Annotated in this window: 22 protein-coding genes; 17 read left to right on the forward strand and 5 right to left on the reverse strand. The window is 67.0% G+C overall.

The annotated features are described in order from the left end of the window. The first annotated feature begins 76 nt into the window (after positions 1-76). The 3 genes from trxB (at position 77) to rpmG (ending at position 1634) form a co-directional block, all read left to right on the forward strand. The gene (trxB, locus tag J2739_RS20350) at positions 77-1039 is read left to right on the forward strand and encodes a thioredoxin-disulfide reductase (RefSeq protein WP_309904957.1); all 963 of its coding nucleotides are present in this window, start codon (positions 77-79) and stop codon (positions 1037-1039) included. Positions 1040-1215: 176 nt separating this feature from the next. Further along, positions 1216-1449, forward strand: coding sequence for a 50S ribosomal protein L28 (gene rpmB / locus J2739_RS20355; protein WP_086925294.1), 234 nt, complete (start codon positions 1216-1218; stop codon positions 1447-1449). An 11-nt stretch (positions 1450-1460) separates the two neighbouring features. After that, positions 1461-1634, forward strand: coding sequence for a 50S ribosomal protein L33 (gene rpmG, locus J2739_RS20360; protein WP_007830291.1), 174 nt, complete (start codon positions 1461-1463; stop codon positions 1632-1634). A 137-nt stretch (positions 1635-1771) separates the two neighbouring features. Here rpmG and J2739_RS20365 read toward each other — a convergent pair whose 3' ends face one another. Together J2739_RS20365 and J2739_RS20370 are read right to left on the reverse strand one after the other, a co-directional pair. Beyond that, positions 1772-2986 (reverse strand): DesA family fatty acid desaturase, encoded by a 1215-nt coding sequence (locus J2739_RS20365; RefSeq protein ID WP_309904959.1) that lies wholly within the window; start codon positions 2984-2986, stop codon positions 1772-1774. Positions 2987-3118: 132 nt separating this feature from the next. Beyond that, positions 3119-4390, reverse strand: a complete 1272-nt coding sequence (locus tag J2739_RS20370) for an RsmB/NOP family class I SAM-dependent RNA methyltransferase (RefSeq protein WP_309904961.1) — start codon at positions 4388-4390, stop codon at positions 3119-3121. A 66-nt stretch (positions 4391-4456) separates the two neighbouring features. Between J2739_RS20370 and J2739_RS20375 the strand changes: the two genes are divergently transcribed. Continuing rightward, on the forward strand, positions 4457-4714 hold the full coding sequence (locus J2739_RS20375; RefSeq protein ID WP_309904964.1) for a DUF1653 domain-containing protein: 258 nt from the start codon (positions 4457-4459) through the stop codon (positions 4712-4714). A gap of 30 nt (positions 4715-4744) precedes the next feature. Here the strand turns inward: J2739_RS20375 and purN are convergent, their stop codons facing one another. Beyond that, the gene (purN, locus tag J2739_RS20380; protein ID WP_309904966.1) at positions 4745-5329 is read right to left on the reverse strand and encodes a phosphoribosylglycinamide formyltransferase; all 585 of its coding nucleotides are present in this window, start codon (positions 5327-5329) and stop codon (positions 4745-4747) included. 146 nt (positions 5330-5475) lie between these two features. On the opposite strand from purN, the gene J2739_RS20385 reads away from it, so the two are divergent. The 3 genes from J2739_RS20385 (at position 5476) to J2739_RS20395 (ending at position 9289) form a co-directional block, all read left to right on the forward strand. After that, a complete protein-coding gene (locus J2739_RS20385) occupies positions 5476-6657 on the forward strand; it encodes an acyl-CoA dehydrogenase family protein (protein WP_309904967.1) in 1182 nt (393 codons plus the stop codon). A 28-nt stretch (positions 6658-6685) separates the two neighbouring features. After that, positions 6686-7801, forward strand: coding sequence for an acyl-CoA dehydrogenase family protein (locus J2739_RS20390; protein WP_309904969.1), 1116 nt, complete (start codon positions 6686-6688; stop codon positions 7799-7801). Between the two features lie 108 nt (positions 7802-7909). After that, entirely contained in the window at positions 7910-9289 is a 1380-nt protein-coding gene (locus J2739_RS20395; protein WP_309904971.1) for an alpha/beta fold hydrolase, read from the forward strand. A gap of 12 nt (positions 9290-9301) precedes the next feature. Here the strand turns inward: J2739_RS20395 and J2739_RS20400 are convergent, their stop codons facing one another. Continuing rightward, positions 9302-9859, reverse strand: coding sequence for an HNH endonuclease (locus J2739_RS20400; protein WP_309904973.1), 558 nt, complete (start codon positions 9857-9859; stop codon positions 9302-9304). 164 nt (positions 9860-10023) lie between these two features. On the opposite strand from J2739_RS20400, the gene J2739_RS20405 reads away from it, so the two are divergent. From J2739_RS20405 to J2739_RS20450, 10 genes are all read left to right on the forward strand, one after another. After that, a complete protein-coding gene (locus J2739_RS20405) occupies positions 10024-11061 on the forward strand; it encodes a bifunctional riboflavin kinase/FAD synthetase (RefSeq protein ID WP_309904975.1) in 1038 nt (345 codons plus the stop codon). Positions 11062-11183: 122 nt separating this feature from the next. After that, positions 11184-14027, forward strand: coding sequence for an isoleucine--tRNA ligase (gene ileS / locus J2739_RS20410; protein ID WP_309904978.1), 2844 nt, complete (start codon positions 11184-11186; stop codon positions 14025-14027). Beyond that, positions 14027-14533: a signal peptidase II gene (gene lspA, locus J2739_RS20415; RefSeq protein WP_309904980.1), complete on the forward strand. Its 507-nt coding sequence runs from the start codon at positions 14027-14029 to the stop codon at positions 14531-14533. The genes ileS and lspA overlap by 1 nt, the downstream gene beginning before the upstream one ends. Positions 14534-14644: 111 nt before the next feature. Next, entirely contained in the window at positions 14645-15640 is a 996-nt protein-coding gene (locus tag J2739_RS20420; RefSeq protein WP_309904982.1) for a LacI family DNA-binding transcriptional regulator, read from the forward strand. 36 nt (positions 15641-15676) lie between these two features. Beyond that, the gene (locus tag J2739_RS20425) at positions 15677-16687 is read left to right on the forward strand and encodes an ABC transporter substrate-binding protein (protein ID WP_309904984.1); all 1011 of its coding nucleotides are present in this window, start codon (positions 15677-15679) and stop codon (positions 16685-16687) included. A 7-nt stretch (positions 16688-16694) separates the two neighbouring features. After that, complete coding sequence (locus J2739_RS20430; RefSeq protein ID WP_309904986.1) at positions 16695-17513, forward strand: ABC transporter permease; 819 nt, start codon at positions 16695-16697, stop codon at positions 17511-17513. A 10-nt stretch (positions 17514-17523) separates the two neighbouring features. Beyond that, positions 17524-18321, forward strand: a complete 798-nt coding sequence (locus tag J2739_RS20435) for an ABC transporter permease (protein WP_309904987.1) — start codon at positions 17524-17526, stop codon at positions 18319-18321. Beyond that, positions 18311-19426, forward strand: a complete 1116-nt coding sequence (locus J2739_RS20440; protein WP_309904990.1) for an ABC transporter ATP-binding protein — start codon at positions 18311-18313, stop codon at positions 19424-19426. Before J2739_RS20435 ends, J2739_RS20440 begins: the two co-directional genes overlap by 11 nt. After that, complete coding sequence (locus tag J2739_RS20445; RefSeq protein ID WP_309904992.1) at positions 19423-20244, forward strand: phosphodiesterase; 822 nt, start codon at positions 19423-19425, stop codon at positions 20242-20244. Before J2739_RS20440 ends, J2739_RS20445 begins: the two co-directional genes overlap by 4 nt. Before the next feature lie 35 nt (positions 20245-20279). Then, on the forward strand, positions 20280-21938 hold the full coding sequence (locus tag J2739_RS20450; RefSeq protein ID WP_309904995.1) for a Na/Pi cotransporter family protein: 1659 nt from the start codon (positions 20280-20282) through the stop codon (positions 21936-21938). A gap of 9 nt (positions 21939-21947) precedes the next feature. Here the strand turns inward: J2739_RS20450 and J2739_RS20455 are convergent, their stop codons facing one another. Then, on the reverse strand, positions 21948-22937 hold the full coding sequence (locus tag J2739_RS20455; protein ID WP_309904997.1) for a quinone oxidoreductase family protein: 990 nt from the start codon (positions 22935-22937) through the stop codon (positions 21948-21950). Positions 22938-22966 lie beyond the last annotated feature (29 nt).

Raw genomic sequence — 22966 nt, forward strand, 5'->3', positions numbered from 1 at the left:
CGAACGGTGATACTCCATATCTATCACCCTTGAAAATGTACACGCTGATGCAGCGTCAAACCTAGGTTTTCTACTCATGTCGTCCTCTCCACGCCACGCGAAGGTACTGATTCTGGGCTCCGGCCCTGCCGGATATACCGCCGCCGTCTATGCGGCCCGCGCCAACCTGCAGCCGATGCTCATCACCGGCATTGCCCAGGGCGGCCAACTCATGACCACCACAGAAGTCGATAACTGGCCGGCCGACGTGCATGGCGTTCAGGGGCCAGATCTGATGCAACGCTTCCTGGAGCATGCGGAGCGCTTCAAGACCGAGATCGTGTTCGATCACATCAACAAGGTGGACCTGAGCAAGCGGCCGTTCACGCTGACTGGCGACAGCGGCACCTACACCTGCGATTCGCTGGTGATCGCCACGGGCGCCTCGGCCAAGTATCTCGGCCTGGAATCCGAGCAGCATTTCATGGGGCGCGGCGTCTCGGGTTGCGCAACCTGCGACGGCTTCTTCTATCGCGAGCAGGAAGTGTGCGTGATCGGCGGCGGCAACACCGCGGTCGAGGAGGCGCTCTACCTCTCGAACATCGCGAGCAAGGTCACGCTGGTGCACCGTCGCGACAAGTTCCGCGCCGAGCCGATCCTGATCGACAAGCTCCATGAAAAGGTCAAGGAAGGCAAGATCGAACTCAAGTTGCACAACACGCTGGACCAGGTGTTGGGCGACGATTCGGGCGTGACCGGCATCCGTTTGAAGAATACCCAGACCGGGGCGACCGAGCAGGTGGACCTGAAAGGCTGCTTCATCGCGATCGGGCACCATCCGAACACCGACATCTTCCAGGGCCAGCTGGAGATGAAGGACGGCTACATCCTCACGCGTTCCGGCCTGCAGGGCTTCGCGACCATGACAAGCACCCCAGGCGTCTTCGCAGCCGGCGATGTGCAGGACCATGTGTACCGCCAGGCCATCACCAGCGCCGGCACCGGCTGCATGGCGGCGCTGGATGCCCAGCGCTTTCTGGAGCAGGACGGCACGCTTTGATCCGAGCAAGTGGGCTGAGGCTATAATCCAAGGCTTTGCCGAATTCTTAGCCCTCTTTGGGGGCGCAAGAGGGGTCGGCGAGCCGGGGTACCGCCACCCGTTTCTGGCGAGGTCAAGCTGCAACCCACCCCCGCAATCCTTGCGCCGGGTGCCAGCTGTTCAAGAAAGAGTTCCACATGGCACGCGTATGCGAAGTCACGGGCAAGGGCCCGATGGTCGGAAACAACGTTTCCCACGCCAACAACAAAACCAAGCGCCGGTTCCTGCCGAACCTGCAATATCGCCGTTTCTTTGTCGAGAGCGAAAACCGCTGGGTTCGCCTGCGTGTTTCAGGCGCCGCGCTGCGCCTGATCGACAAGAAGGGTATCGACGCCGTGCTCGCAGACCTGCGTGCGCGCGGCCAAGCCTAAGGAGCTGAACCATGGCAACGAGCAAAGGCGGACGCGAGAAGATCAAGCTGGAATCCACCGCGGGTACCGGCCATTTCTACACCACCAGCAAGAACAAGAAGACGATGCCCGAAAAGATGTCGATCATGAAGTTCGACCCGAAGGCACGCAAGCACGTCGAATACAAGGAAATCAAGCTGAAGTAATTCGGCTGATTTCTCGATGAAAACCCGCTGTGATCCAGCGGGTTTTTTTATTGCCCTCTGAACTTGCTCAACTGCGGGCAAAAAAAAGCCGGCGCGAAGCCGGCTTTTTTCACGGCGCTCAAGGCGCCAATATTTCCTCAGGTGTGCGCAGCACGCAGGCGCGTGGAGAACTCGCGCAACCCGGCAATCCCGCTGGCCTCGGCGCGATGGCACCAAGCAGCCAGATCGGCAGCCAGTTGCTCACGAGACTGCGAGGTGTTGAGCCAGAGCTGGCGCAGTTCCTCGCGCATCGTCACCATCTTGTCCAGCACTGGGTGGGCTGCGCGGGCTTGAACCAGGTTCGAGCGCGCGGTGGCGGGCACCTTGTCATCATCCCGATGCAGCCAGCGCTTCGCGACCTTCAGCGCCGATAGGTCGGCACCCTTGGCCTTGAGCTGGGCCAACTCCTGCCTGGTGGCGCGGCGCATCTCGCGGGCGTAGCCGGCCATCACTTCGTAGCGGTTGGCGATGACGGCCTCGAGCGTCTTCTCGTCGGCCACGGGGCGAACGTCGCCCATGAGCAGGCGGGGCGGCACCTTCTTGACCTTGGCCCAGCCGATTTTCTGCATCAGGCTGATGTAAACCCAGCCGATGTCGAATTCGTACTTCTTCACCGAGAACTTGGCCGAAGTCGGATAGGTGTGATGGTTGTTGTGCAACTCCTCGCCGCCGATGATGATGCCCCACGGCGAGAGGTTCGTGCTGGCGTCGGGCGCCTCGAAGTTGCGGTAGCCCCAGTAGTGGCCGAGGCCGTTCACGACACCGGCAGCCCAAAACGGAATCCACAGCATCTGCACCGCCCACACCGTGGCGCCCAGCGCGCCGAACAGCGCGAGGTTGAGGATCAGCATGAGACCGACGCCCTGCCAGCCGAAACGGCTGTAAAGGTTGTTCTCGATCCAGTCGTTGGGCGTGCCGTGGCTGAACTTGGCGATGGTTTCCTTGTTCTTGGCCTCCGCGCGATAGAGCTCAGCGCCGCGCCACATCACTGTGTCGATGCCACGCGTCTGGGGGCTGTGGGGGTCGTCCTCGGTTTCGCACTTGGCGTGGTGCTTACGGTGGATCGCGACCCACTCGCGCGTCACCATGCCAGTGCCGATCCAGAGCCAGAAGCGGAAAAAGTGGGACGGAATGGCATGCAGATCCATTGCACGATGCGCCTGCGCACGATGCAGAAACACGGTGACGGCGACGATGGTGATATGGGTGGTCACCAGTGTGTACAGCACGATCTGCCACCACGTGAGATCCCACAGGCCATTCCCGAGCCAGTCGATAGCCGCGCTCAGGATGGCAGAGTCAGGAAGCAACATTGAATTCGGTACTCCATGGCCGCACGAAGGTGCAGCCTTCAGTTAGCCATCGATTTTAAGCGACGCCCCCTCGAAATAGGGCTAAATCCTTGATTTGTAACAACTAATCGTCAAATTCCTCAAGCTTTCGGCCTATTTCCGCTGCCACGCCGCGGCAAAGAAACCGTCGGTGGCGTGACGGTGCGGCCACAGCCGGAGATAACGCGTGCCCGCTTCGCCGCCGGCGCACAGGGTTTCGGCATCGGCCACCTTCAGGGCGGACAGCAGCGGTGCGATGTCCAGGATCTCGAAGTCCGGGTGGGCCTGGCTGAAGGCCTCGGCAATGGACTCGTTCTCCTCCGGCAGTACGCTGCAAGTCGCATAAATCAGGCGACCCCCGGGCTTCAGCAGTCGCGCGGCACTTTGCAGGATCGCGGCTTGCTTGACCGCGAGCTCCTCGACGGCCTTGGGCGACTGCCGCCATTTGAGGTCGGGGTTGCGGCGCAGCGTGCCCAGCCCCGAGCAGGGCGCGTCCACCAACACCCGGTCGATCTTGCCGGCCAGGCGCTTGATGCGCTCGTCGCGCTCGTGGGCGATGGCCGCCGGATGCACGTTCGACAGCTTGCTGCGAGCCAGCCGCGGCTTGAGCGCATCGAGCCGGTGGGCCGAGGTATCGAAGGCATAGAGTCGCCCGGTGCTGCGCATGGTGGCGCCGATGGCGAGCGTCTTGCCGCCTGCGCCGGCGCAGAAATCGACCACCATCTCGCCGCGCTTGGCATCGAGCAAAAGCGCCAACAGCTGCGAGCCCTCGTCCTGCACCTCGACCGCGCCGCGGGCGAAGGCATCGAGCTTGGCGAGCGCCGGCTTGCCCTCCACGCGCAAGCCCCAGGGAGAGAAAGGCGTGGCGGCGGCCGGGATGCCGGCCAGGCCCAGTTCCTTCTGCACGTCCGGACGCTTGTCGGTGAGCGCGTTGACCCGCAAGTCGAGCGGCGCGGGTTGTTGCAGGCTTTGCACCAGCGGCCAGAAGCCCTCGCCCAGTTGCGCCTTCAGCGGCGCCACCAGCCATTCGGGCAGGTTGTGACGATGGCGTTCCAGCAAGTCTTCGGGCTTGACAGCGTCGCACTGGTCGAGCCAGCGCTTTTCCGCTTCGCCGAGCGCGCTCTTGAGGAAATCGCGCGGGCCATGAAAGCCGAGGATGGCCATGCGCCGCTCCTTCGGACCGCTGCCGGACGGCGACAGGTGGTCGAACAGCAGCTTCTTGCGCAGCACGGTGTACACCGTCTCTGCGAGGGTGGCGCGCTCGCGCGGCCCCAGCTCGCGGTGCTCGCGGAAGTAACGGGAGACGACCTGGTCGGCCGGATGATCGAATTTGAGGACCAGGCCGACCAGTTCGGCGCAGGCCTCGAGAAGGGCTCGGGGATGCATGCCCCGATTGTCTCAGCCGGCCAAAATCCGGCTCCATCCACCCCGATCCTCGGACGCCTGAAGCCCATGACCAGCCCGACCGACGACGACCTGCCGCCTCTGATCGAGACTCCTCCCGGCCGCTACCGCCACTACAAGGGCGGTGAATACGAAGTGCTGGGCACCGTGCGCCACAGCGAAACCCTCGAGCCCATGACGCTTTATCGCGCGCTCTACGGCGCACGCGGCCTGTGGGTGCGCCCGGCTGCCATGTTCGCCGGAATGGTGGAGATCGACGGCCGGCCCCAGCCGCGCTTTGTCCGGGAGGGCAGCGCGCCGCAGTAGCCCGGGCTTTTGACGAGAAGCCCTGCGTTTTCAGCTTGTTTGCGACAACCAGTCGGCAATGGCCCGGGGGTAGACCCTGTGCTCTTGCGACAACACCCGCGCGGCGAGGGTCTCGGGCGTGTCCTCCGGGAGGATGGGAACCACCGCCTGCGCCAGGATCGGCCCATGGTCGAGTTCAACGGTCACCTGGTGCACCGTCAGCCCGGCCACCTTGCAACCGGCCTCGATGGCGCGGCGGTGCGTGTGCAGCCCCGGAAATGCCGGCAGCAGCGAGGGATGGATGTTGAGCAGGCGGCCCTCGTAGCGGGCCACGAAACCCGGCGTGAGGATGCGCATGAAGCCCGCGAGCACGACCAGGGCCGGCGCATGCGCATCGATCGCATCGGCGAGCGCCGCGTCGAAGGCCTCGCGGTTCGGGTGGTGCTGGTGCGCGACCACATCGGTCGCAATGCCTTGCGCCTGGGCGAGGGCGATGCCGGCCGCGTCCGCCTTGTTGCTGATGACTGCGGCGACTCGCGCATCCAAGCGGCGGGCCCACTGCTCGCGCTCGGCGGCGCGCACGATGGCCGCCATGTTGGAGCCGCCGCCGGATATCAGGATCACGATGTTTCTCATGGGAGGCGGGATTATCTGTGCTCGTTTCCACTCCCCTGCTTTTGTCGCCGCGCTGACAGCCGGAACAAGCACGACCGTGCTAAAACCGATCGGTTCGACAGACCGACGCGCCTTCGTGGCGCCCGACCAACACAGCGAGGCAACGCATGGATTTGAGCTTCACGCCCGAGGAACAGAGGTTCCGCGAAGAGATTCGCGCCTGGGTCAAGGACAACCTCCCCCAAGACATCTCCCACAAGGTGCACAACGCCCTGGAGCTCACGCGCGACGATATGCAGCGCTGGGCGAAGATCCTCGGCAAGAAGGGCTGGCTTGGCTACGGCTGGCCCGTGGAGTTCGGCGGCCCGGGCTGGACCGCGGTGCAGAAGCACCTGTTCGAGGAAGAGACCGCGCTGGCCGGGGCGCCGCGCATCGTGCCCTTCGGGCCGGTGATGGTGGCACCGGTGATCCAGGCCTTCGGCAACGCCGAGCAGCACAAGCGCTTCCTCCCCGGCATCGCCAGCGGCGAGGTCTGGTGGAGCCAGGGCTACAGCGAACCCGGCTCGGGTTCGGACCTGGCCTCGCTCAAGACCCGTGCAGAACGCCAAGGTGACAAGTTCATCGTCAACGGCCAGAAAACCTGGACCACCCTGGGCCAGTACGGCGAATGGATTTTCTGCCTGGTGCGCACCAGCACCGAAGGCAAGCCGCAGACCGGCATCAGCTTCCTGCTGATCGACATGAAGTCGCCCGGCGTCACCGTGCGGCCCATCAAGCTGATGGACGGCAGCCACGAAGTCAACGAGGTGTTCTTCGACAACGTCGAAGTGCCGGCCGAGAACCTGATCGGAGAGGAGAACAAGGGCTGGACCTATGCCAAGCACCTGCTGTCCCACGAGCGCACCAACATCGCCGACGTGAACCGCGCGAAACGCGAGCTGGAGCGCCTCAAGCGCATCGCCAAGCGCGAAGGCGTCTGGGACGAAACGCGCTTCCGCGACGAGATCGCGAAGCTCGAAGTCGATGTGGTGGCCCTCGAGATGCTGGTACTGCGCGTCCTCTCAGCCGCCACTTCGGGCAAGAACTCGCTCGACATCGCCGGCCTGCTCAAGATCAAGGGCAGCGAGATCCAGCAACGCTATTCCGAACTCATGATGCTGGCGGGCGGTCCCTTCGCGCTGCCGCTGATCCGCGAGGCCATGGCGGCGGGCTGGCAGGGTGATTTTCCGGGCGGCCACCCCGAGCTGGCGCCGCTTTCGACCACCTACTTCAATATGCGCAAGACCACCATCTACGGCGGCAGCAATGAAGTGCAGCGCAACATCGTCGCTCAGACCGTCCTCGGTTGAGCGCCCCACAGCAGGAAGGAACGAGACGATGGACTTCAATTTCAGCGACGACCAACAGCAGCTTCGCGACGCCGTCGCCAAGTGGGTGGAGAAGGGCTATGGCTTCGAGCGCCGCCGCAGCATCGAGGCGGCGGGCGGCTTCTCGCGCGAGGCCTGGGACGAATTGGCCGAGCTCGGCCTGGGCGGCCTCTACATCCCCGAGGACGACGGTGGGCTGGGCATGGGCCCGGTCGAAGGCATGGTGGTGATGGAGGAACTGGGCCGCGGCATCGTGCTGGAGCCCCTGGCCCAATCCCTCATCGCCGGCGCCGTGCTCGCCGGCCATGCCGACGAGGACACCCGGGACAACTGGCTGCCGCGCATCGCAGGCGGTCAGGCACTGGTGGTGCTGGCCTACCAGGAGCGCAAGGCGCGTTACCGGCTCGACATCTGCGAGGCCGAGGCGACGAAGGATGGCGACACCTACCGCCTGAGCGGTACCAAGAGCCTGGTGCCGGCCGGCGACGGGGCCGATGCCTTCATCGTGCCCGCGCAACTGGACGGCAAGATCGCCCTCTTCCTCGTCCCGCGCTCGGAGGACGGCGTGGCCGCGCGCGGCTATGGCACGCAGGACGGCAGCCGCGCTGCTGAAGTCGTCTTCGACCAGGCTGCCGCCACGCTGGTCGCCCCTGACGGCCTTCCGGCGCTCGAGCACGCCGTCGACATCGGCATCGCCGCGACTTGCGCCGAAGGCGTGGGCGCCATGGACAAGACCCTCGCACTCACCGTCGAGTACATGAACACCCGCAAGCAGTTCGGCACGGCCATCGCGAACTTCCAGGCGCTGCGCCATCGCGTGGCCGACATGAAAATGCAGCTCGAACTGGCCCGCTCCATGAGCTACTACGCGGCCTTGAAGCTCAATGCCCCGGCCGCCGAGCGCCGCCAGGCGATGGCACGTGCCAAGTACCAGCTGGGCGTGTCGATGCGTTTCGTCGGCCAGAATTCCGTGCAGCTGCACGGCGGCATCGGCGTGACGGACGAGTACATCGGCAGCCACTACTTCAGGAAGCTGACCCAGCTGGAGATGGTCTTCGGCGACTCGCTGCACCACCTGGGCGAGGTGTCGTCGCGCATGCAAGAAAGCGCCGGCGTCTTCGCATAAGCCGAGCCCACCCCTGGGCGCTGCGACTTCCTGTGGTCGTGCGTTGCACTGCGCCTGCCTTCTCGGAGGGCGGGCGCTCTTCCATTTCTTTTACCACCGGACAGGGTCATGCACACTCGACGAAACCTGATCGCCTTCAGCCTCGCCACGACCATGCTCGCCGCCTGCAGCTCCGTGCCCACCATGACCGATCGTCCACCGATCGTCTTCATGCACGGCAACGGCGATTCGGCGGCGCTATGGCAGACGACGCTTTGGCGCTTCGAGTCGAACGGCTGGCCGCGCGACCGGCTGTTCGCGCCCGACCAGCCGTTTCCGCTCGCGCGCGATGATGACGGCGTGGCGCAACCGGGGCGCAGCTCGACCGCAGAGTCGATGGCGTTCCTGAAAGCCGAGGTCGAGCGCGTGCTGAAGGCCACCGGCGCGCCCAAGGTGGTGCTGATCGGCAACTCGCGCGGCGGCAACACCATCCGCAACTACGTGCAGAACGGCGGCGGCGATGGGGTTGTGAGTCACGTGGTGCTGGGCGGCAATCCGGCGCACGGCATCTGGGCCGTGAAGGGCTTGCGCGAGGGCAGCGAGTTCTCGGGGCTGAGCCCCTTCATCCAGCGGCTCAATGCGCCGAAGAACGCACGCGGCGACGAGGTCACGCCGGGCGTGAAGTGGCTCACCCTGCGATCGGACAACAACGACAAGTACGCCCAGCCCGACGGCGTGTGGATCGGAGCCAAGGGCACGGCCACCCACATCGGCTTCGACGGGCCGGCGCTCAAAGGCGCGACCAACATCGTGCTGCCGCGCACGGACCATCGCGAGACTTCCTTTTCGCCGGCCGCCTTCGATGCGACCTGGCGCTTCCTGACCGGCGAAGCGCCACGAACGCTGCAAGTGGTGGCGGAACCTGCCATCACGCTGTCGGGGCGTGTGACGGGCCTCGGGCTCGATCCTCTCGATCCCGCCAGCGGCACCTTCGTCAACAACCTGCCACTCACAGGCGCGCGGCTCGCCGTCTTCGCGGTCGATGTCACGACCGGCGACCGCGCCGGGCAAGCCGTCTGGGAGCAGACGATCGGCCCGGACGGCCGCTGGGGTCCTTTCGTCGGGCAGCCGACCACCGCGTATGAGTTCGTGCTGAGCGCTCCGGGTTACGCGACCACGCACATCTACCGCAGCCCTTTCCCGCGGTCCAGCGCGGTGGTGCAGCTGCGGCCCGAACGCCTGGCCGAAGCCGACCGCGACGCCCGGGCCCTGGTCATCTTCACGCGCCCGCGCGGCTACTTCGACGCCCAGCGCGACACCATGCGCTTCAACGGACAGAGCGCACTGCCCGGCGTTCCGCCGCAAGGAGCCGGGGTCTCGAGCTCGAAGATCCGGCTGACAAGCGATGTGCCGAGCAGCGTGGCAGCGGAGTTCAATGGCGAGCGCGTGGCTGGCCGGACCTGGCCGGCAGCGAAGGGCGAGCTCAGCGTGCTCGAGCTGAGCTACTGAGCCCGGCGTGCGCTAGCCGTGCAGCCTCGAGTTGTGCGGCAGATGCGCCATCAGGAACTCCATCTGGTCCGCCAGGATGCGGCGGTTGCGCAGGATGAAGTCTTCCCAAAGCGAAGGCACGTAGGGCGCGTAGAGCAGCGGCATGTTGGCCTGCTCGGGCGTGCGGCTGCTCTTGCGGTGGTTGCACGGCTTGCACGCCGTGACCACGTTCATCCAGCTGTCGATGCCGTTCTGCGCGAAGGGGATGATGTGCTCGCGCGTCAGGTCTTCCTCATGAAAGTGGCCGCCGCAGTAGGCGCAGATGTTGCGGTCGCGCGCGAAGAGCTTGCTGTTGGTCAGCCCCGGGCGCATGGCGAAGGGATTGATGCGCGGCACCCCCTTGGTCCCGATGATGCTGTTGACAGCGATCTGCGACTGCTCGCCGGTGACCGCGTTGTGCCCGCCGCGGAACAGCGCGACCTGCGCGCCCACTTCCCAGCGCACTTCGTCCGCCGCATAGTGGATCACCGCCTGTTCCAGCGAGATCCACGACTGGGGCAGCCCCTGGGCCGAGAGCTTCAAGACCTTCACACACGCCTCCTCACAAAGGGAAGAACCACGGAAAGACCAGGACATCGCGTACATCGGACAACTGGCGAACGACGCACTGCGTCACAATATACCGGCTTTGTGACAAAAAGCGCTCAGTGGGCCCATTCGGCGGGCGCGAAGCGCTATCAAAAAGATACCAGACGATGCAGGTTTTCCGGGGGTTCAGGCATCCGGGCGTGGCTCCGGCCTGCGCCCTGACCATCGGCAATTTCGACGGTGTGCACCGCGGCCATCAGGCCATGCTGGGCCTGCTCAATACCGAGGCGCGCCTGCGCGGCCTGCCCAGTTGCGTGCTCACCTTCGAGCCTCACCCGCGCGACTACTTCGCCCAGCTCAGCAAACGGCCCGAACTGGCGCCGGCGCGCATCGGCACCTTGCGCGACAAGCTCAGCGCCCTGGCCGCCAGCGGCGTGAGCCAGACGATCGTGCTGCCTTTTGATGCACGCCTGGCTTCCAAAACGCCGGAGGATTTCATCCGGCACGTGCTGATCGAGGGCCTGGGCGTGCGCTACGTGCTGGTGGGCGACGACTTCCGCTTCGGCGCCAAGCGTGCCGGCGACTACGCCATGCTCGATGCGGCCGGCGAAGCCAACGGCTTCGACGTGGCGCGCATGAACAGCTACGAGGTGCATGGCCTGCGCGTGTCCAGCTCCGCCGTGCGCGAGGCCCTGACCGAGGGCCGGATGAGCGATGTGCAGACCTTGCTCGGCCGGCCTTACGCAATATCCGGCCACGTGGTGCACGGCCGCAAGCTCGGCCGCGCGCTGGGCGCCTCGGCGCCGGGACGTCACGACGGCTTCCGCACGCTCAACCTGCGCTTCAAGCACTGGAAGCCGGCCGCCAGCGGCATCTTCGCGGTGCTGGTGCACGGCCTGGACGCGCAGCCGCTGCCCGGGGTGGCCAACCTCGGTGTGCGCCCCTCGCTCGACGCCAACGACGTGAACGCCGGGCGGGTTCTGCTCGAGACCCACTGCCTCGATTGGCCCGCCCGCCTTGGCGAGGAGGGGGGCTACGGTAAAATCGTTCGCGTGGAACTGCTGCACAAACTGCACGACGAATTGCGCTACACCAGCCTCGAGGCCCTGACGGCGGGCATCGCAAAGGATGGGCGCGACGCACGTGCGTTCTTCGCTTCCGCCCACGCCGAGACCCGTCGCCAGACCACGCGCGATCGAATTTAACCGGGCCGACCGCGCTGCCGCCCTTCTGCAAGCTCAGGGCGGACGGCTTTTTCTCCTTCGCACCGACGCCTCCACCAGGGCTCGGGCCGAGCCTGTCGAAGCCCCCTGTTTCGAACTTCATCATGTCTGCTGACGCCGCCTCCACCACCACCGACTACCGCGCCACCCTCAACCTGCCCGACACTCCGTTCCCGATGCGCGGCGACCTGCCCAAGCGCGAGCCGGCCTGGGTCCAGGAATGGAACGACGAAGGGCGCTACCACCGGCTGCGCGACGCCCGCCGGGGCGCGCCCAAGTTCATCCTTCACGACGGCCCGCCCTACGCCAACGGCCAGATCCACATGGGCCACGCCGTCAACAAGATCCTGAAGGACATGATCACCAAGGCGCGCCAGCTCGAGGGCTACGACGCGCTCTATGTGCCCGGCTGGGACTGCCACGGCTTGCCGATCGAGAACGCGATCGAAAAGAAGTACGGCCGCAGCCTGAGCCGCGACGAGATGCAGGCCAGGAGCCGCGCCTACGCCACCGAGCAGATCGCGCAGCAGATGAGCGACTTCCAGCGCCTGGGCGTGCTGGGCGAATGGGACCATCCGTACAAGACGATGGACTTCGCCAACGAGGCCGGCGAGCTGCGCGCCTTCAAGCGCGTGATCGAGCGGGGCTTCGTCTACCGGGGGCTCAAGCCGGTGTACTGGTGCTTCGACTGCGGCTCCTCGCTGGCGGAGTTCGAGATCGAGTATGCGGACAAGAAGTCCAACACCGTGGATGTGGCCTTCAAGGCGCATGACCCGGCGAAGCTGGCCGCGGCCTTCGGCCTGCCGGCGCTCGACAAGGACGCCTTCGTCGTGATCTGGACCACCACCGCGTGGACCCTCCCCGCCAACCAGGCGCTCAACCTGAACCCCGAGCTGGACTACGCGCTGGTCGACACCGACCGCGGCCTGCTGATCCTGGCTGCCTCGCTGGTCGAGATGTGCATGAACCGCTATGCGCTCGACGGCCGGGTGCTGGCCACCGTCAAGGGCGAGAAGCTGGGCGGCCTCGAGTTCGAGCACCCGCTGTACGAGGTCGATGCCGGCTTTCGCCGCCTGTCGCCGGTCTACCTGGCCGACTACGCCACCGCCGACGACGGCACCGGCATCGTCCACTCCTCGCCCGCCTATGGCCTGGACGACTTCAATTCCTGCATCTCCCATGGCCTGGCCTACGACGACATCCTGAATCCGGTCCAAGGCAACGGTGCCTACGCGCTCGACTTCCCGCTCTTCGGCGGCCAGCACATCTGGAAGGCGGTGCCGCACATCATCCAGGCGCTTCGCGATGCCGGACGGCTGCTGGCCACCGAGACCATCACCCACAGCTACCCGCACTGCTGGCGCCACAAGACGCCGGTGATCTACCGCGCCGCGGCCCAGTGGTTCGTGCGCATGGACGAGGGTGAAGGCGTGTTCACCAAGGACAAGGCCCCGAAGACCCTGCGCCAGATGGCGCTGGAGGCCATCGAAGAAACCGGCTTCTATCCCGAGAACGGCAAGGCGCGCCTGCACGACATGATCGCCAACCGGCCCGACTGGTGCATCAGCCGCCAGCGCAGCTGGGGCGTGCCCATTCCCTTCTTCCTGCACAAGGACACGGGCGAGCTGCATCCGCGCACCATGGAAATCCTCGACCAGGCGGCCGCCATCGTCGAAAAGGGAGGCATCGAGGCCTGGAGCCGCGTGACCGCCGAGGAGATCCTCGGCGCCGGCGACGCGCCCCTTTACACCAAGAGCACCGACATCCTGGAGGTGTGGTTCGACTCGGGCTCCACCTTCTCGCATGTGCTGCGCGGCACGCATGCGAACGGGCACCACGAGACCGGCCCCGAGGCCGACCTGTACCTCGAAGGCCACGACCAGCACCGCGGCTGGTTCCACTCCTCGCTGCTGATCGCCTGCGCGCTCGAGGGCCGGGCGCCCTACAAGGGCCTGCTGACGCATGGCTTCACCGTCGACAGCCAGGGCCGCAAGATGAGCAAGTCGCTCGGCAACGGCATCGAGCCGCAGGAAGTGAACAAGAAGCTGGGCGCCGAGATCATCCGCCTCTGGGTCGCGGCCAGCGACTACTCCGGCGACATCGCCGGCGACGACAAGATCCTTGCCCGCGTGGTCGATGCCTACCGCCGCATCCGCAACACGCTGCGCTTCCTGCTCGCCAACACCAGCGACTTCGATATCGCGAAGGACGCGGTGCCGCTCGCCGAGCTGCTCGAGATCGACCGCTACGCCTTGAGCCGCGCCGCGCAGTTCCAGGCCGAGGTGCTGGCGCACTACAAGGTCTACGAGTTCCATCCGGTGGTGGCCAAACTGCAGGTCTACTGCTCGGAGGACCTGGGCGCCTTCTACCTCGACATCCTGAAGGACCGGCTCTACACCACCGCGCCCGGCTCGCGCGCGCGGCGCAGCGCGCAGACCGCGCTGTGGCACATCACCCAGGCCATGCTGCGCTGGATGGCCCCGTTCCTCAGCTTCACGGCGGAAGAGGCCTGGAAGTTCTGCGGTAACGGCGAGTCGATCTTCACCCAGGTCTACTGCGACCTGGGCCAGCCCGACGAGGCCCTCCTGGCCCGGTGGTCGCGCATCCGCGAGATCCGCGATGCGGTCAATAAAGAGATCGAGAACGTGCGCGCGGCCGGCCAGGTCGGCTCCTCGCTGCAGGCCAACGTGAAGCTCGCGGTGCCGGCCGAGGACCATGCCCTGCTCGCCTCGCTCGGCGAAGACCTCAAGTTCGTCTTCATCACCTCGGCTGTCGAGCTGGCGCGGGGCGATGCCGTGGCGGTGCAGGTCGCGCCCAGCACCGCCGCCAAGTGCGAGCGCTGCTGGCACTGGCGCGACGACGTCGGCCATGACCCTGCGCACCCCGGCCTGTGCGGCCGCTGCACCAGCAACCTGTTCGGCGCCGGCGAAGCCAGGAGTGCCGCCTGATGGCCGCCACCCGCTCCCTCGCCTCCTCGCCGCGCACCGGCATCTGGCCCTGGCTGGCGCTGGCTTTGGTGATCCTGATCCTCGACCAGTTCACCAAGACGCTGATCCTGGGCTACTACAAGCTGGGCGATGCCACCTACATCACCAGCTTCTTCAACATCGTGCGCGCCCACAACACCGGCGCCGCCTTCTCCTTCCTCGCGGATGCGGCGGGCTGGCAACGCTGGTTCTTCACCGCCATCGGCGTGGCGGCGGCGTTGTTCGTGGTGTGGATGCTGCGGTCGCATGCCGGCCAGAAGCTTTTCTCCTTCGCCATGGCCGCGATCCTCGGCGGCGCGATCGGCAACGTGGTCGACCGGATGATGCACGGCTACGTGGTGGACTTCCTCGACTTCCACTTGGCGGGCCGCCACTTTCCGGCCTTCAACATCGCCGACAGCGCCATCACGCTCGGTGCGATCTGCCTGATCCTCGACGAGCTGCGACGGGTGCGCCGCGGCAAGTAAGCGCCGCATCATCGCTCCTCCTGCGGGAGGGTTTGCCCTCCTTGGCCGGCGTCACGACGTCGTCATACTGCTGCGCTTCAATGTAATCGATTACATCGAACGCGCAGCACCATGAGCATCCAAGCCGTCGCGAGAAAAGCCGGGGTCTCCGTGGCCACGGTCTCGCGCGTCTTCAACCTGCCCGAGAAGGTCTCGCCGCCCACGCGCGCCCAGGTGGAACAGGCGGCGCGCGAGCTGGGCTACCTGCCCAACTCCAGCGCCCGGACGCTGCGCACCCAGCGCAGCCGGATCCTCGGCGTGGTGCTGCCCACGATGTTGAACCCGGTGTTTGCGGAATGCCTGCAGGGCATCGCGCAGGCCGCCGTGGCGGGCGGCTATGCAATCAGCCCCGTGACCACCGCCTACCAGGTCGACGAGGAGGAGCGTGCGGTGCACAGGCTGATGGCCGGCAACGTCGACGGCCTGATGCTGGTCGTGTCGAACCCGGCCACGTCGACCGCGCTTCAGCGCCTGCGCGGGGCCGGCCTGCCTTATGTGCTGGCCTACAACCGCCATGCGACGCACCCCTGCATCTCGGTGGACAACGAAGCCGCGACCGCGGCCGCCGTGGCGCACCTCGTCGGGCTCGGGCATCGGCGGATCGCGATGATCAGCGGCACGCTGGCGGCGTCGGACCGGGCGCAGCAGCGCTGGCGAGGATTCCTGCAAGGCATGTCCTCCGCCGGCCTCGAAGCGCCGCCGGTGGTCGAGGTGCCTTTCGTCGAAACCGCGGTAGACGCGCTGACGCGCTTCCTCGCCACCACGCCGCGCCCCACCGCGCTCGTCTGCTCCAACGACCTGCTCGCCATCCGCAGCATCCGGGCCGCGCACCGCAGCGGCCTGCAGGTGCCCCGCGCGCTCAGCGTCATCGGCTTCGACGGCATCGCACTCGGCGAAGACCTCACGCCGGCGCTCAGCACCGTGGTCCAGCCCAACATCGACATCGGCCGCCTCGGCGTCGAACTGCTGGTGAACGCGCTTGCCGGCGATGTCGCGCCCGGCCCCGAGGCGAGCCTCTTGCTGCCGCATGCGCTGCGCATGGGCGAGTCATGCGCGCCGCCACCCTGACTTCACGCTTCCCGCATCCACCACCAAGGAGTACCCATGTCCCTGCCTCTTCATCGCATGGCCCGCGCCGGCCTGCTGGTCCTCGGCCTCGCTGCCGGGACCGCCATGGCGCAGACGGCCATCTGCTACAACTGCCCGACCGAATGGGCCGACTGGGGTACGCAGCTGCGCGCCATCAAGGCCAAGACGGGCATCACCGTCCCGCCGGACAACAAGAACTCGGGCCAGGCCCTGGCGCAGCTCGTGGCAGAGAAGGCCAGCCCCGTGGCCGACGTGACCTACCTCGGCGTCACCTTCGCCATCCAGGCCCAGAAGGAGGGCGTGGTCGAGGCCTACAAGCCCGCCGCGTGGAAAGACATTCCCGATGGCCTGAAGGATCCGGCAGGCCAGTGGTTCACCATCCACTCGGGCACGCTCGGCTTCATGGTCAACGTCGATGCGCTGCGCGGCAAGCCGGTGCCCAAGTCCTGGGCCGACCTGCTCAAGCCCGAGTACAAGGGCCTGATCGGCTACCTCGATCCGGCGTCGGCCTTCGTCGGCTACGTGGGCGCGGTCGCGGTCAACGAGGCGCGCGGCGGCACGCTGGACAACTTCGAACCCGCCATGACCTACTTCAAGGCGCTGCAGAAGAACGAGCCCATCGTGCCCAAGCAGACCTCGTATGCGCGCGTGCTCTCCGGCGAGATCGCGATCCTGCTGGACTACGACTTCAATGCCTATCGCGCCAAGTACAAGGACAAGGCCAACGTCGAGTTCGTGATCCCCAGCGAAGGCACGATCGCGGTGCCCTACGTGATGAGCCTGGTCGCCAGGGCACCGCATGCGGCGGAGGGCAAGAAGGTGCTGGACTTCGTGCTCTCCGACGAGGGCCAGGCGCTCTGGGCCAAGGCCTACCTGCGGCCGGTGCGTGCCGGCGCCATGCCCAAGGACGTCGAGGCGCAGTTCCTGCCGGCCGCCGAATACGCCCGCGCCAAGACCGTCGATTACGGCCGCATGGCGCAGGCGCAGCGCGCCTTTTCGGACCGCTACCTGAAGGAAGTGCGCTGAGCGGGACATGAAGGCCGCCGCAACGACCCACCCGCGCTGGCTGCTGCCGGCCTGCCTGGCCCCGGCGGCCGTGTTCTTCCTCGCCTTCTGGCTGCTGCCGGTGCTGCGCCTGGTCGCATTGCCGGCCGCGCAGGGCTGGCAGACCTACCTGGCCGTGCTCACCGACAGCCGCTACCTCGCGAGCATGCTCGACACGCTGGCGCTCTCGTTGGCCGTGACGGTGGCGACGCTGGTGCTGGGGGCCGCGGTCGGCATCTACCTCGCGCGCCATGCCTTCCCCGGCAAGCGTCTGCTGCTGTCGCTGCTGACGCTGCCCTTGTCCTTCCCCGGCGTGATCATCGGCTTCTTCGTGATCCTGCTGGGCGGGCGGCAAGGCCTGGTCGCCGACCTGGGCGCGGCCTTCGGCCTGGAGCGCATCACCTTCGCCTACGGCCTGCTCGGGCTCTTCCTGTCCTACCTCTATTTTTCGCTGCCGCGCGCCATCGCCACCTACGCCGCGGCCGCCGAGGCGATGAACCTGCAGTTGGAAGAAGCCGCGCGCTCGCTCGGCGCCTCGCGCCTGCGCGTGATGCGCGACGTCTGGGTTCCCGAGCTCGCACCCACCACGCTGGCCTGCGGCGCCATCCTGTTCGCCACTTCGATGGGCGCCTTCGGCACCGCCTTCACGCTGGCGAGCAAGTTCGAGGTGATCCCGATCACGATCTACAACGAGTTCACCAACTACGCCAACTTCGCGCTTGCAGCCTCGCTGTCGATCGCCCTCGGCCTCGTGACCTGGGCGGTCCTGTTCATGGCCCGTCACTTCGGCGCCGATCCCACGCGATAGGCAGCCCACCATGCGCACCACCACGACGCCCGCCCCCTTCCTGCTGAGCATCACGCTGCTCGTGAGCCTGTTCATGCTCGCGCCGATGCTGCTGTCGGTCATGGCCGGCCTGGTCAACAACTACAGCGCGGGCCTGAAGAGCGGCCTGACCCTGCGCTGGCTCCAAGAAGTCTGGGAGGTTTACGGCAGCACCGTCGGCTGGTCGATCGCACTGGCACTGGGCTGTGTGATCGGCACGCTGCTGCTCGGCGTGCCCTGCGCCTACGCGCTGGCGCGCAGCCGCACGCGCAGCGCGCGCTTCTTCGAGGAGCTGCTGACGCTGCCGGTGGCCGTGCCCGGGCTCGCCACGGCGCTCGCGCTGATCCTGGCCTACGGCCAGCTCACCGCCTTCCGCCAGAGCTTCGCCTTCATCCTCGTGGGCCATGTCGTGTTCACGCTGCCCTTCATGGTGCGCACCGTCGGCTCGGCCTTTCAGCGCGAGGAGCTGCGCGCGCTGGAGGAGGCTGCGCGCTCGCTCGGCGCCAACTTCCGCCAGCGTTTCCTCGGCGTGCTGGTGCCTGCCGTGTTCCCGGCCATCGTGGCCGGCAGCCTGATGGTCTTCACGCTGTCGGTCGGCGAGTTCAATCTCACCTGGATGCTGCACACGCCCCTGACGCGCACCCTGCCCGTCGGGCTGGCCGACAGCTATGCGTCGATGCGCCTGGAAATCGGCTCGGCCTACACGCTGGTCTTCTTCATCGTCATCCTGCCGGTCCTGTGGGGCCTGCAATACCTGGCTCACCAGGTCCAGAAACACCATGGAACTTGAGCGCATCCCGGTCGACGTCCTCGGCGTCGCCAAGACCTACGCCGACGGCACGCGCGGCCTGCAGCCGACCACGCTGCACGTCGAGCCCGGCGAAGTCCTCGCGCTGCTCGGCCCCTCCGGCTGCGGCAAGACCACCCTGCTGCGCCTGATCGCCGGCCTGGAATCGCCCGATGCGGGCGGCCGCATCCTCTTCGGCGGGCAGGAGGTCACGCAGCGGCCGGTGGAGCAGCGCGGCGTCGGCATGGTGTTCCAGAGCTACGCCCTCTTTCCGCAGATGACGGTGGAAGCGAACATCGGCTACGGCTTGCGCATCCGCGGCGTGGCGGCGGCCGAGGAACGCCGCCAGGTCGGCGAGCTGATCGAGCTCACGCGGCTCGGAGGGCTCGAGAAGAAGCGCCCCGCCGAACTGTCGGGCGGCCAGCGCCAGCGCGTGGCGCTGGCGCGCGCGGTGGCGGTGCGTCCGCGCGTGCTGCTGCTGGACGAGCCGCTGGCGGCCCTCGACGCCAAGCTGAAGGAGTCGCTGCGCGATGAGCTGGCCGAGCTGCTGCGGCGGCTGCACATCACGGCCATCCACGTCACGCATGACCAGCAGGAGGCGATGGCGATCGCCGACCGGCTGGCGGTGATGAGCGCCGGCCGCATCGTGCAGATCGGGCACGGCGAAACGCTTTACCGGTCGCCGCAGCATTCCTTCGTGGCCGAGTTCCTCGGCCGCGTGAATCGCCTGGAACGCACGCCCGAGGCCGTCCGCCAGGGTGTGCTGCACATCGGCGGCGCCTGCATCGATTGCCCCATGGCGTGGCGGGACCACGACGCGCTGCTGGTGCGCCCCGAGGACATCGAGGTCGGCCCGCCGCAGGCCGGCTGGGGCGAGGCCCGCGTCGAGCAGCGCACCTTTCTCGGCGACCGCGTCCAGCTCCGCCTGCGCGCCGAAGGGCAGCCGCCGCTCGTGGCCGACGTGGGCCGCGACAGCGCCTTTCGCGCCGGCGACAGTGTCGGCATCCGGATCGAGCCCGCACGCCTGATGAGCGCCGCCCGGCCGCCGGAAGGCGCTCGCCCGGCAGCCGAAGTTGCACCCATGAACCCGCAGGAGTCCGCCGCATGACCAGCCTTCTCGTCCAGCTCAGCGATCTGCACATCCGCGAACCCGGCCGCCTCGCCTACGGGCGGCTCGACACCGCGCCGTACCTGCGGCGCGCCGTCCAATCCATCCTGCAGCTCAGGCAGTCGCCCACCGCCGTGGTGATCACCGGCGACCTCAGCGATTTCGGGCGCGCGCCCGAGTACGCCCATCTCGACGAACTACTGGCACCGCTTCCGATGCCGGTGTACCTGATGCCGGGCAACCACGATGACCGCGATCAGCTGCGCCGCAGCTTTCCAGGGCATGGCTACCTGGGCGGCGAGGGCTTCGTCCAATACGCGGTGCAGGTCGGCGCGCTGTGGCTGCTCGCGCTCGACACCTGCGTGCCCGGCCACAGCCATGGCACCTTGTGCGAACAGCGCCTGGCCTGGCTCGAAGCGCAGCTCGATCTCCATCGCGGCGAGCCGGTGGTGATCGCCATGCACCACCCGCCTTTCGCCACGCTCATCGGCCACATGGACGAGATCGGCCTGCTACAAGGCGCCGCCGCGCTCGAGGCGCTGGTCGCCCGCCATCCGAACGTCGAGCGCGTGATCTGCGGCCACCTGCATCGCGCGATCGACGTGCGCTTCGGCGGCAGCATCGCCTCGACCTCGCCATCCCCCGCGCACCAGGTCATGCTCGACCTCTCGCCCGACGCGTCCTCGGCCTGGATGCTGGAGCCGCCCGGCTTCCGCATCCACGCGTGGGACGGCGGCCGGCTGGTCACGCACCTGGCCGCGAGCGGCAGCTTCGAAGGGCCCTATCCCTTCCACGACCAAGGCATGCTGATCGATTGAAAGGCTCATGGCGGCGCGTATAGTCATCGCATCCCATGAAGCATCTCTTGAATCTGCTGGCCGCCGTCGCGCTGCTGGTATGGGGAACCCATCTCGTCCGCACCGGCGTGCTGCGCGTCTTCGGCGCCAACCTGCGCAAGATCCTGGTGCACAGCATGCGCAACCGCTTCACGGCCGCGCTCTCCGGCGTCGGCGTGACGGCGCTGGTGCAATCGAGCACTGCCACCTCGCTCATGACCTCGTCCTTCGTCGGCCAGGGCCTGGTGGCGTTGCCGGCCGCCCTGGCCGTGATGCGTGGGGCCGACGTCGGCACGGCGCTGATGTCGGTGCTGTTCTCGGCCGACCTCTCCTGGCTGTCGCCGCTTTTCATCTTCGTCGGCGTGGTGCTCTTCATCACGCGCGGCTCGACCGTGGCGGGGCGCGTCGGGCGGGTGCTGATCGGCCTCGGCCTGATGCTGCTGGCGCTGCAGCTGGTGGTCGAGGCCACCGGCCCGCTGTTCTCATCGCCCGCGGTGCTGGAGCTCCTGGCCTCGCTCGGCAGCGACGTACTGCTGGAGATCACCATCGGCGCCGCGCTGGCGATCGCGGCCTACTCCAGCCTGGCGGTGGTGCTGCTGGTGGCGGCCATGGCCAGCTCCAGCGTGGTGCCGCTGGACGTGGCGCTCGGCCTGGTGCTGGGCGCCAACCTGGGCAGCGGCCTGCTGGCGGTGCTGACCACCGCGAAATCGGCCATCGCAGTGCGCCAGGTCACCGTCGGCAACCTGCTCTTCAAGGTGTTGGGCGTGGCGATCGCGGCGCCCTTCGTCGGCCTCTACCTGCGCGAGGCCCGGCCCTACATCTCGGACGCCACGCAGCTGGTGGTGCTGTTTCACCTGGGCTTCAACCTGGTCATCAGCATCGGCTTCATCGGGCTCACCGACCTGGTCGCGCGGCTGGTGGCCCGGCTGCTGCCGGTGTCGACGGAGTCCGCCGCCATGCAGCGGCCGCGGCACCTCGACCCCTCTGCCCTGTCCACGCCCACGCTGGCGATCTCCAACGCCGCGCGCGAGGCCCTGCACCAGGCCGACGTGGTCGAGACCATGCTGATCGGCATGCTCAAGGTCATCCGCGACAACGACCTGCGGCTGGCGGCCGAGCTGCGCAAGCTCGACGACACGGTCGACGAGCTCTACTCGGCGATCAAGTACTACCTGACCAAGATCTCGCGCGAGGCGCTGGGCGAGGAGGAGAGCCGGCGCTGGACCGACATCATCAGCTTCACCATCAACATGGAGCAGATCGGCGACATCATCGAGCGGGTGATCATCGACATCGAGGACAAGAAGATCAAGAAGCAGCGCAACTTCTCGGCCGCCGGCATGCGCGAGATCATCGAGCTGCACGAGCGGCTGCTCGCCAACCTGCGCCTCTCCATGAGCGTGTTCCTCAACGCCAACGTGCGCGACGCCCAGAAGCTGCTGGAGGAGAAGGCACGCTTCCGCGACCTGGAGCGCGCCTATGCCTCCACGCACCTGGAGCGGCTGTCGGAGCAGACCGCCTCCAGCATCGAGACCAGCTCGCTGCACATCGACCTGATCAGCGAGCTCAAGCGCATCAACTCCCACATCTGCTCGATCGCCTACCCGATCCTCGACTCGGCCGGCGCGCTGTCGCGCACCCGCGTGCGCGATTCGCGCCTCAGTCCGATCGAGTGAAGATTCTTTTTACAGCGTGAGGATGGTGCAGCCCGTGGTCTTGCGCGCCTCGAGATCGCGGTGCGCCTGCTGCACCTCGGCCAGCGGATAGCGCTGCGCGATCGGGATCTTCACGGCACCGCTGGTCACTGCCGCGAACAGGTCATCGGCCATCGCCTGCGTGCTCTCGCGCGTCGCAATGTGCGTGAACAGCGTGGGCCGTGTGATGTAGAGCGACCCCTTGGAGGCGAGCACGCCGAGGTTGACCGGCGGCACCGGGCCCGAGCCGTTGCCGAAGATCGCCAGCAGGCCGAAGGGCCGCAGGCAGTTCAGCGAGCCCTCGAAGGTGTCCTTGCCCACCGAGTCGTAGACCACCTTCACACCCTTGCCGCCCGTGATCTCCTTGACGCGCTCGGCGAAGTTCTCGGTGCTGTAGTTGATCGCGTGCGCGGCGCCGTGCTCCAGCGCCAGCTTGCACTTGGCGTCGGTGCCGGCGGTGCCGATGAGTTGCAGCCCCAGCGCCTTGGCCCACTGGCAGGCGATCAGGCCGACGCCGCCGGCGGCCGCGTGGAAGAGGATGAAATCCCCGGGCTGCAGGCCCTCGGCAGGCAGCGTCTTCTTGAGCAGGTACTGCGCGGTCAGGCCCTTGAGCATCATGGCCGCGCCGGTCTCGAAGGAGATCGCGTCGGGGAGCTTGCAGACGTTCTTTGCCGGCATCACGCGCAGCTCGCTGTAAGCGCCGGGCGGCTGGCTGGCATAGGCGGCGCGGTCACCGGCCTTCAGGTGCACGACGCCTTCGCCCACCGCCTCGACCACACCGGCAGCTTCCATGCCGAGCTGTAAGGGCACCGGCAGGCCATAGAGGCCGCTGCGTTGGTAGATGTCGATGAAATTGAGGCCGACCGCATGGTGGCGAATGCGGATTTCGCCCGGGCCGGGTTCGCCGACCTCGACCTCGACGATCTTCAGTTCCTCGGGACCGCCATTGCGATCGATGCGAACGGCTTTGCTGCGGGTCATGGCTTTCCTTTGCTTCGAATGGGCATGCA

Source organism: Variovorax soli (genome assembly GCF_031454625.1).
Classification (GTDB): domain Bacteria; phylum Pseudomonadota; class Gammaproteobacteria; order Burkholderiales; family Burkholderiaceae_C; genus Variovorax; species Variovorax soli_A.

Coding starts and splice junctions, on each gene's coding strand:
- trxB (WP_309904957.1), top strand. CDS start 77: ATGTCGTCCTCTCCACGCCACGCGAAGGTACTGATTCTGGGCTCCGGC.
- lspA (WP_309904980.1), top strand. CDS start 14,027: ATGGCCGCCACCCGCTCCCTCGCCTCCTCGCCGCGCACCGGCATCTGG.
- J2739_RS20425 (WP_309904984.1), top strand. CDS start 15,677: ATGTCCCTGCCTCTTCATCGCATGGCCCGCGCCGGCCTGCTGGTCCTC.
- J2739_RS20405 (WP_309904975.1), top strand. CDS start 10,024: ATGCAGGTTTTCCGGGGGTTCAGGCATCCGGGCGTGGCTCCGGCCTGC.
- J2739_RS20370 (WP_309904961.1), bottom strand. CDS start 4,390: ATGCATCCCCGAGCCCTTCTCGAGGCCTGCGCCGAACTGGTCGGCCTG.
- rpmB (WP_086925294.1), top strand. CDS start 1,216: ATGGCACGCGTATGCGAAGTCACGGGCAAGGGCCCGATGGTCGGAAAC.
- J2739_RS20455 (WP_309904997.1), bottom strand. CDS start 22,937: ATGACCCGCAGCAAAGCCGTTCGCATCGATCGCAATGGCGGTCCCGAG.
- J2739_RS20395 (WP_309904971.1), top strand. CDS start 7,910: ATGCACACTCGACGAAACCTGATCGCCTTCAGCCTCGCCACGACCATG.
- J2739_RS20365 (WP_309904959.1), bottom strand. CDS start 2,986: ATGTTGCTTCCTGACTCTGCCATCCTGAGCGCGGCTATCGACTGGCTC.
- J2739_RS20385 (WP_309904967.1), top strand. CDS start 5,476: ATGGATTTGAGCTTCACGCCCGAGGAACAGAGGTTCCGCGAAGAGATT.
- J2739_RS20440 (WP_309904990.1), top strand. CDS start 18,311: ATGGAACTTGAGCGCATCCCGGTCGACGTCCTCGGCGTCGCCAAGACC.
- rpmG (WP_007830291.1), top strand. CDS start 1,461: ATGGCAACGAGCAAAGGCGGACGCGAGAAGATCAAGCTGGAATCCACC.
- J2739_RS20390 (WP_309904969.1), top strand. CDS start 6,686: ATGGACTTCAATTTCAGCGACGACCAACAGCAGCTTCGCGACGCCGTC.
- J2739_RS20420 (WP_309904982.1), top strand. CDS start 14,645: ATGAGCATCCAAGCCGTCGCGAGAAAAGCCGGGGTCTCCGTGGCCACG.
- J2739_RS20430 (WP_309904986.1), top strand. CDS start 16,695: ATGAAGGCCGCCGCAACGACCCACCCGCGCTGGCTGCTGCCGGCCTGC.
- purN (WP_309904966.1), bottom strand. CDS start 5,329: ATGAGAAACATCGTGATCCTGATATCCGGCGGCGGCTCCAACATGGCG.
- J2739_RS20375 (WP_309904964.1), top strand. CDS start 4,457: ATGACCAGCCCGACCGACGACGACCTGCCGCCTCTGATCGAGACTCCT.
- J2739_RS20450 (WP_309904995.1), top strand. CDS start 20,280: ATGAAGCATCTCTTGAATCTGCTGGCCGCCGTCGCGCTGCTGGTATGG.
- J2739_RS20445 (WP_309904992.1), top strand. CDS start 19,423: ATGACCAGCCTTCTCGTCCAGCTCAGCGATCTGCACATCCGCGAACCC.
- ileS (WP_309904978.1), top strand. CDS start 11,184: ATGTCTGCTGACGCCGCCTCCACCACCACCGACTACCGCGCCACCCTC.
- J2739_RS20435 (WP_309904987.1), top strand. CDS start 17,524: ATGCGCACCACCACGACGCCCGCCCCCTTCCTGCTGAGCATCACGCTG.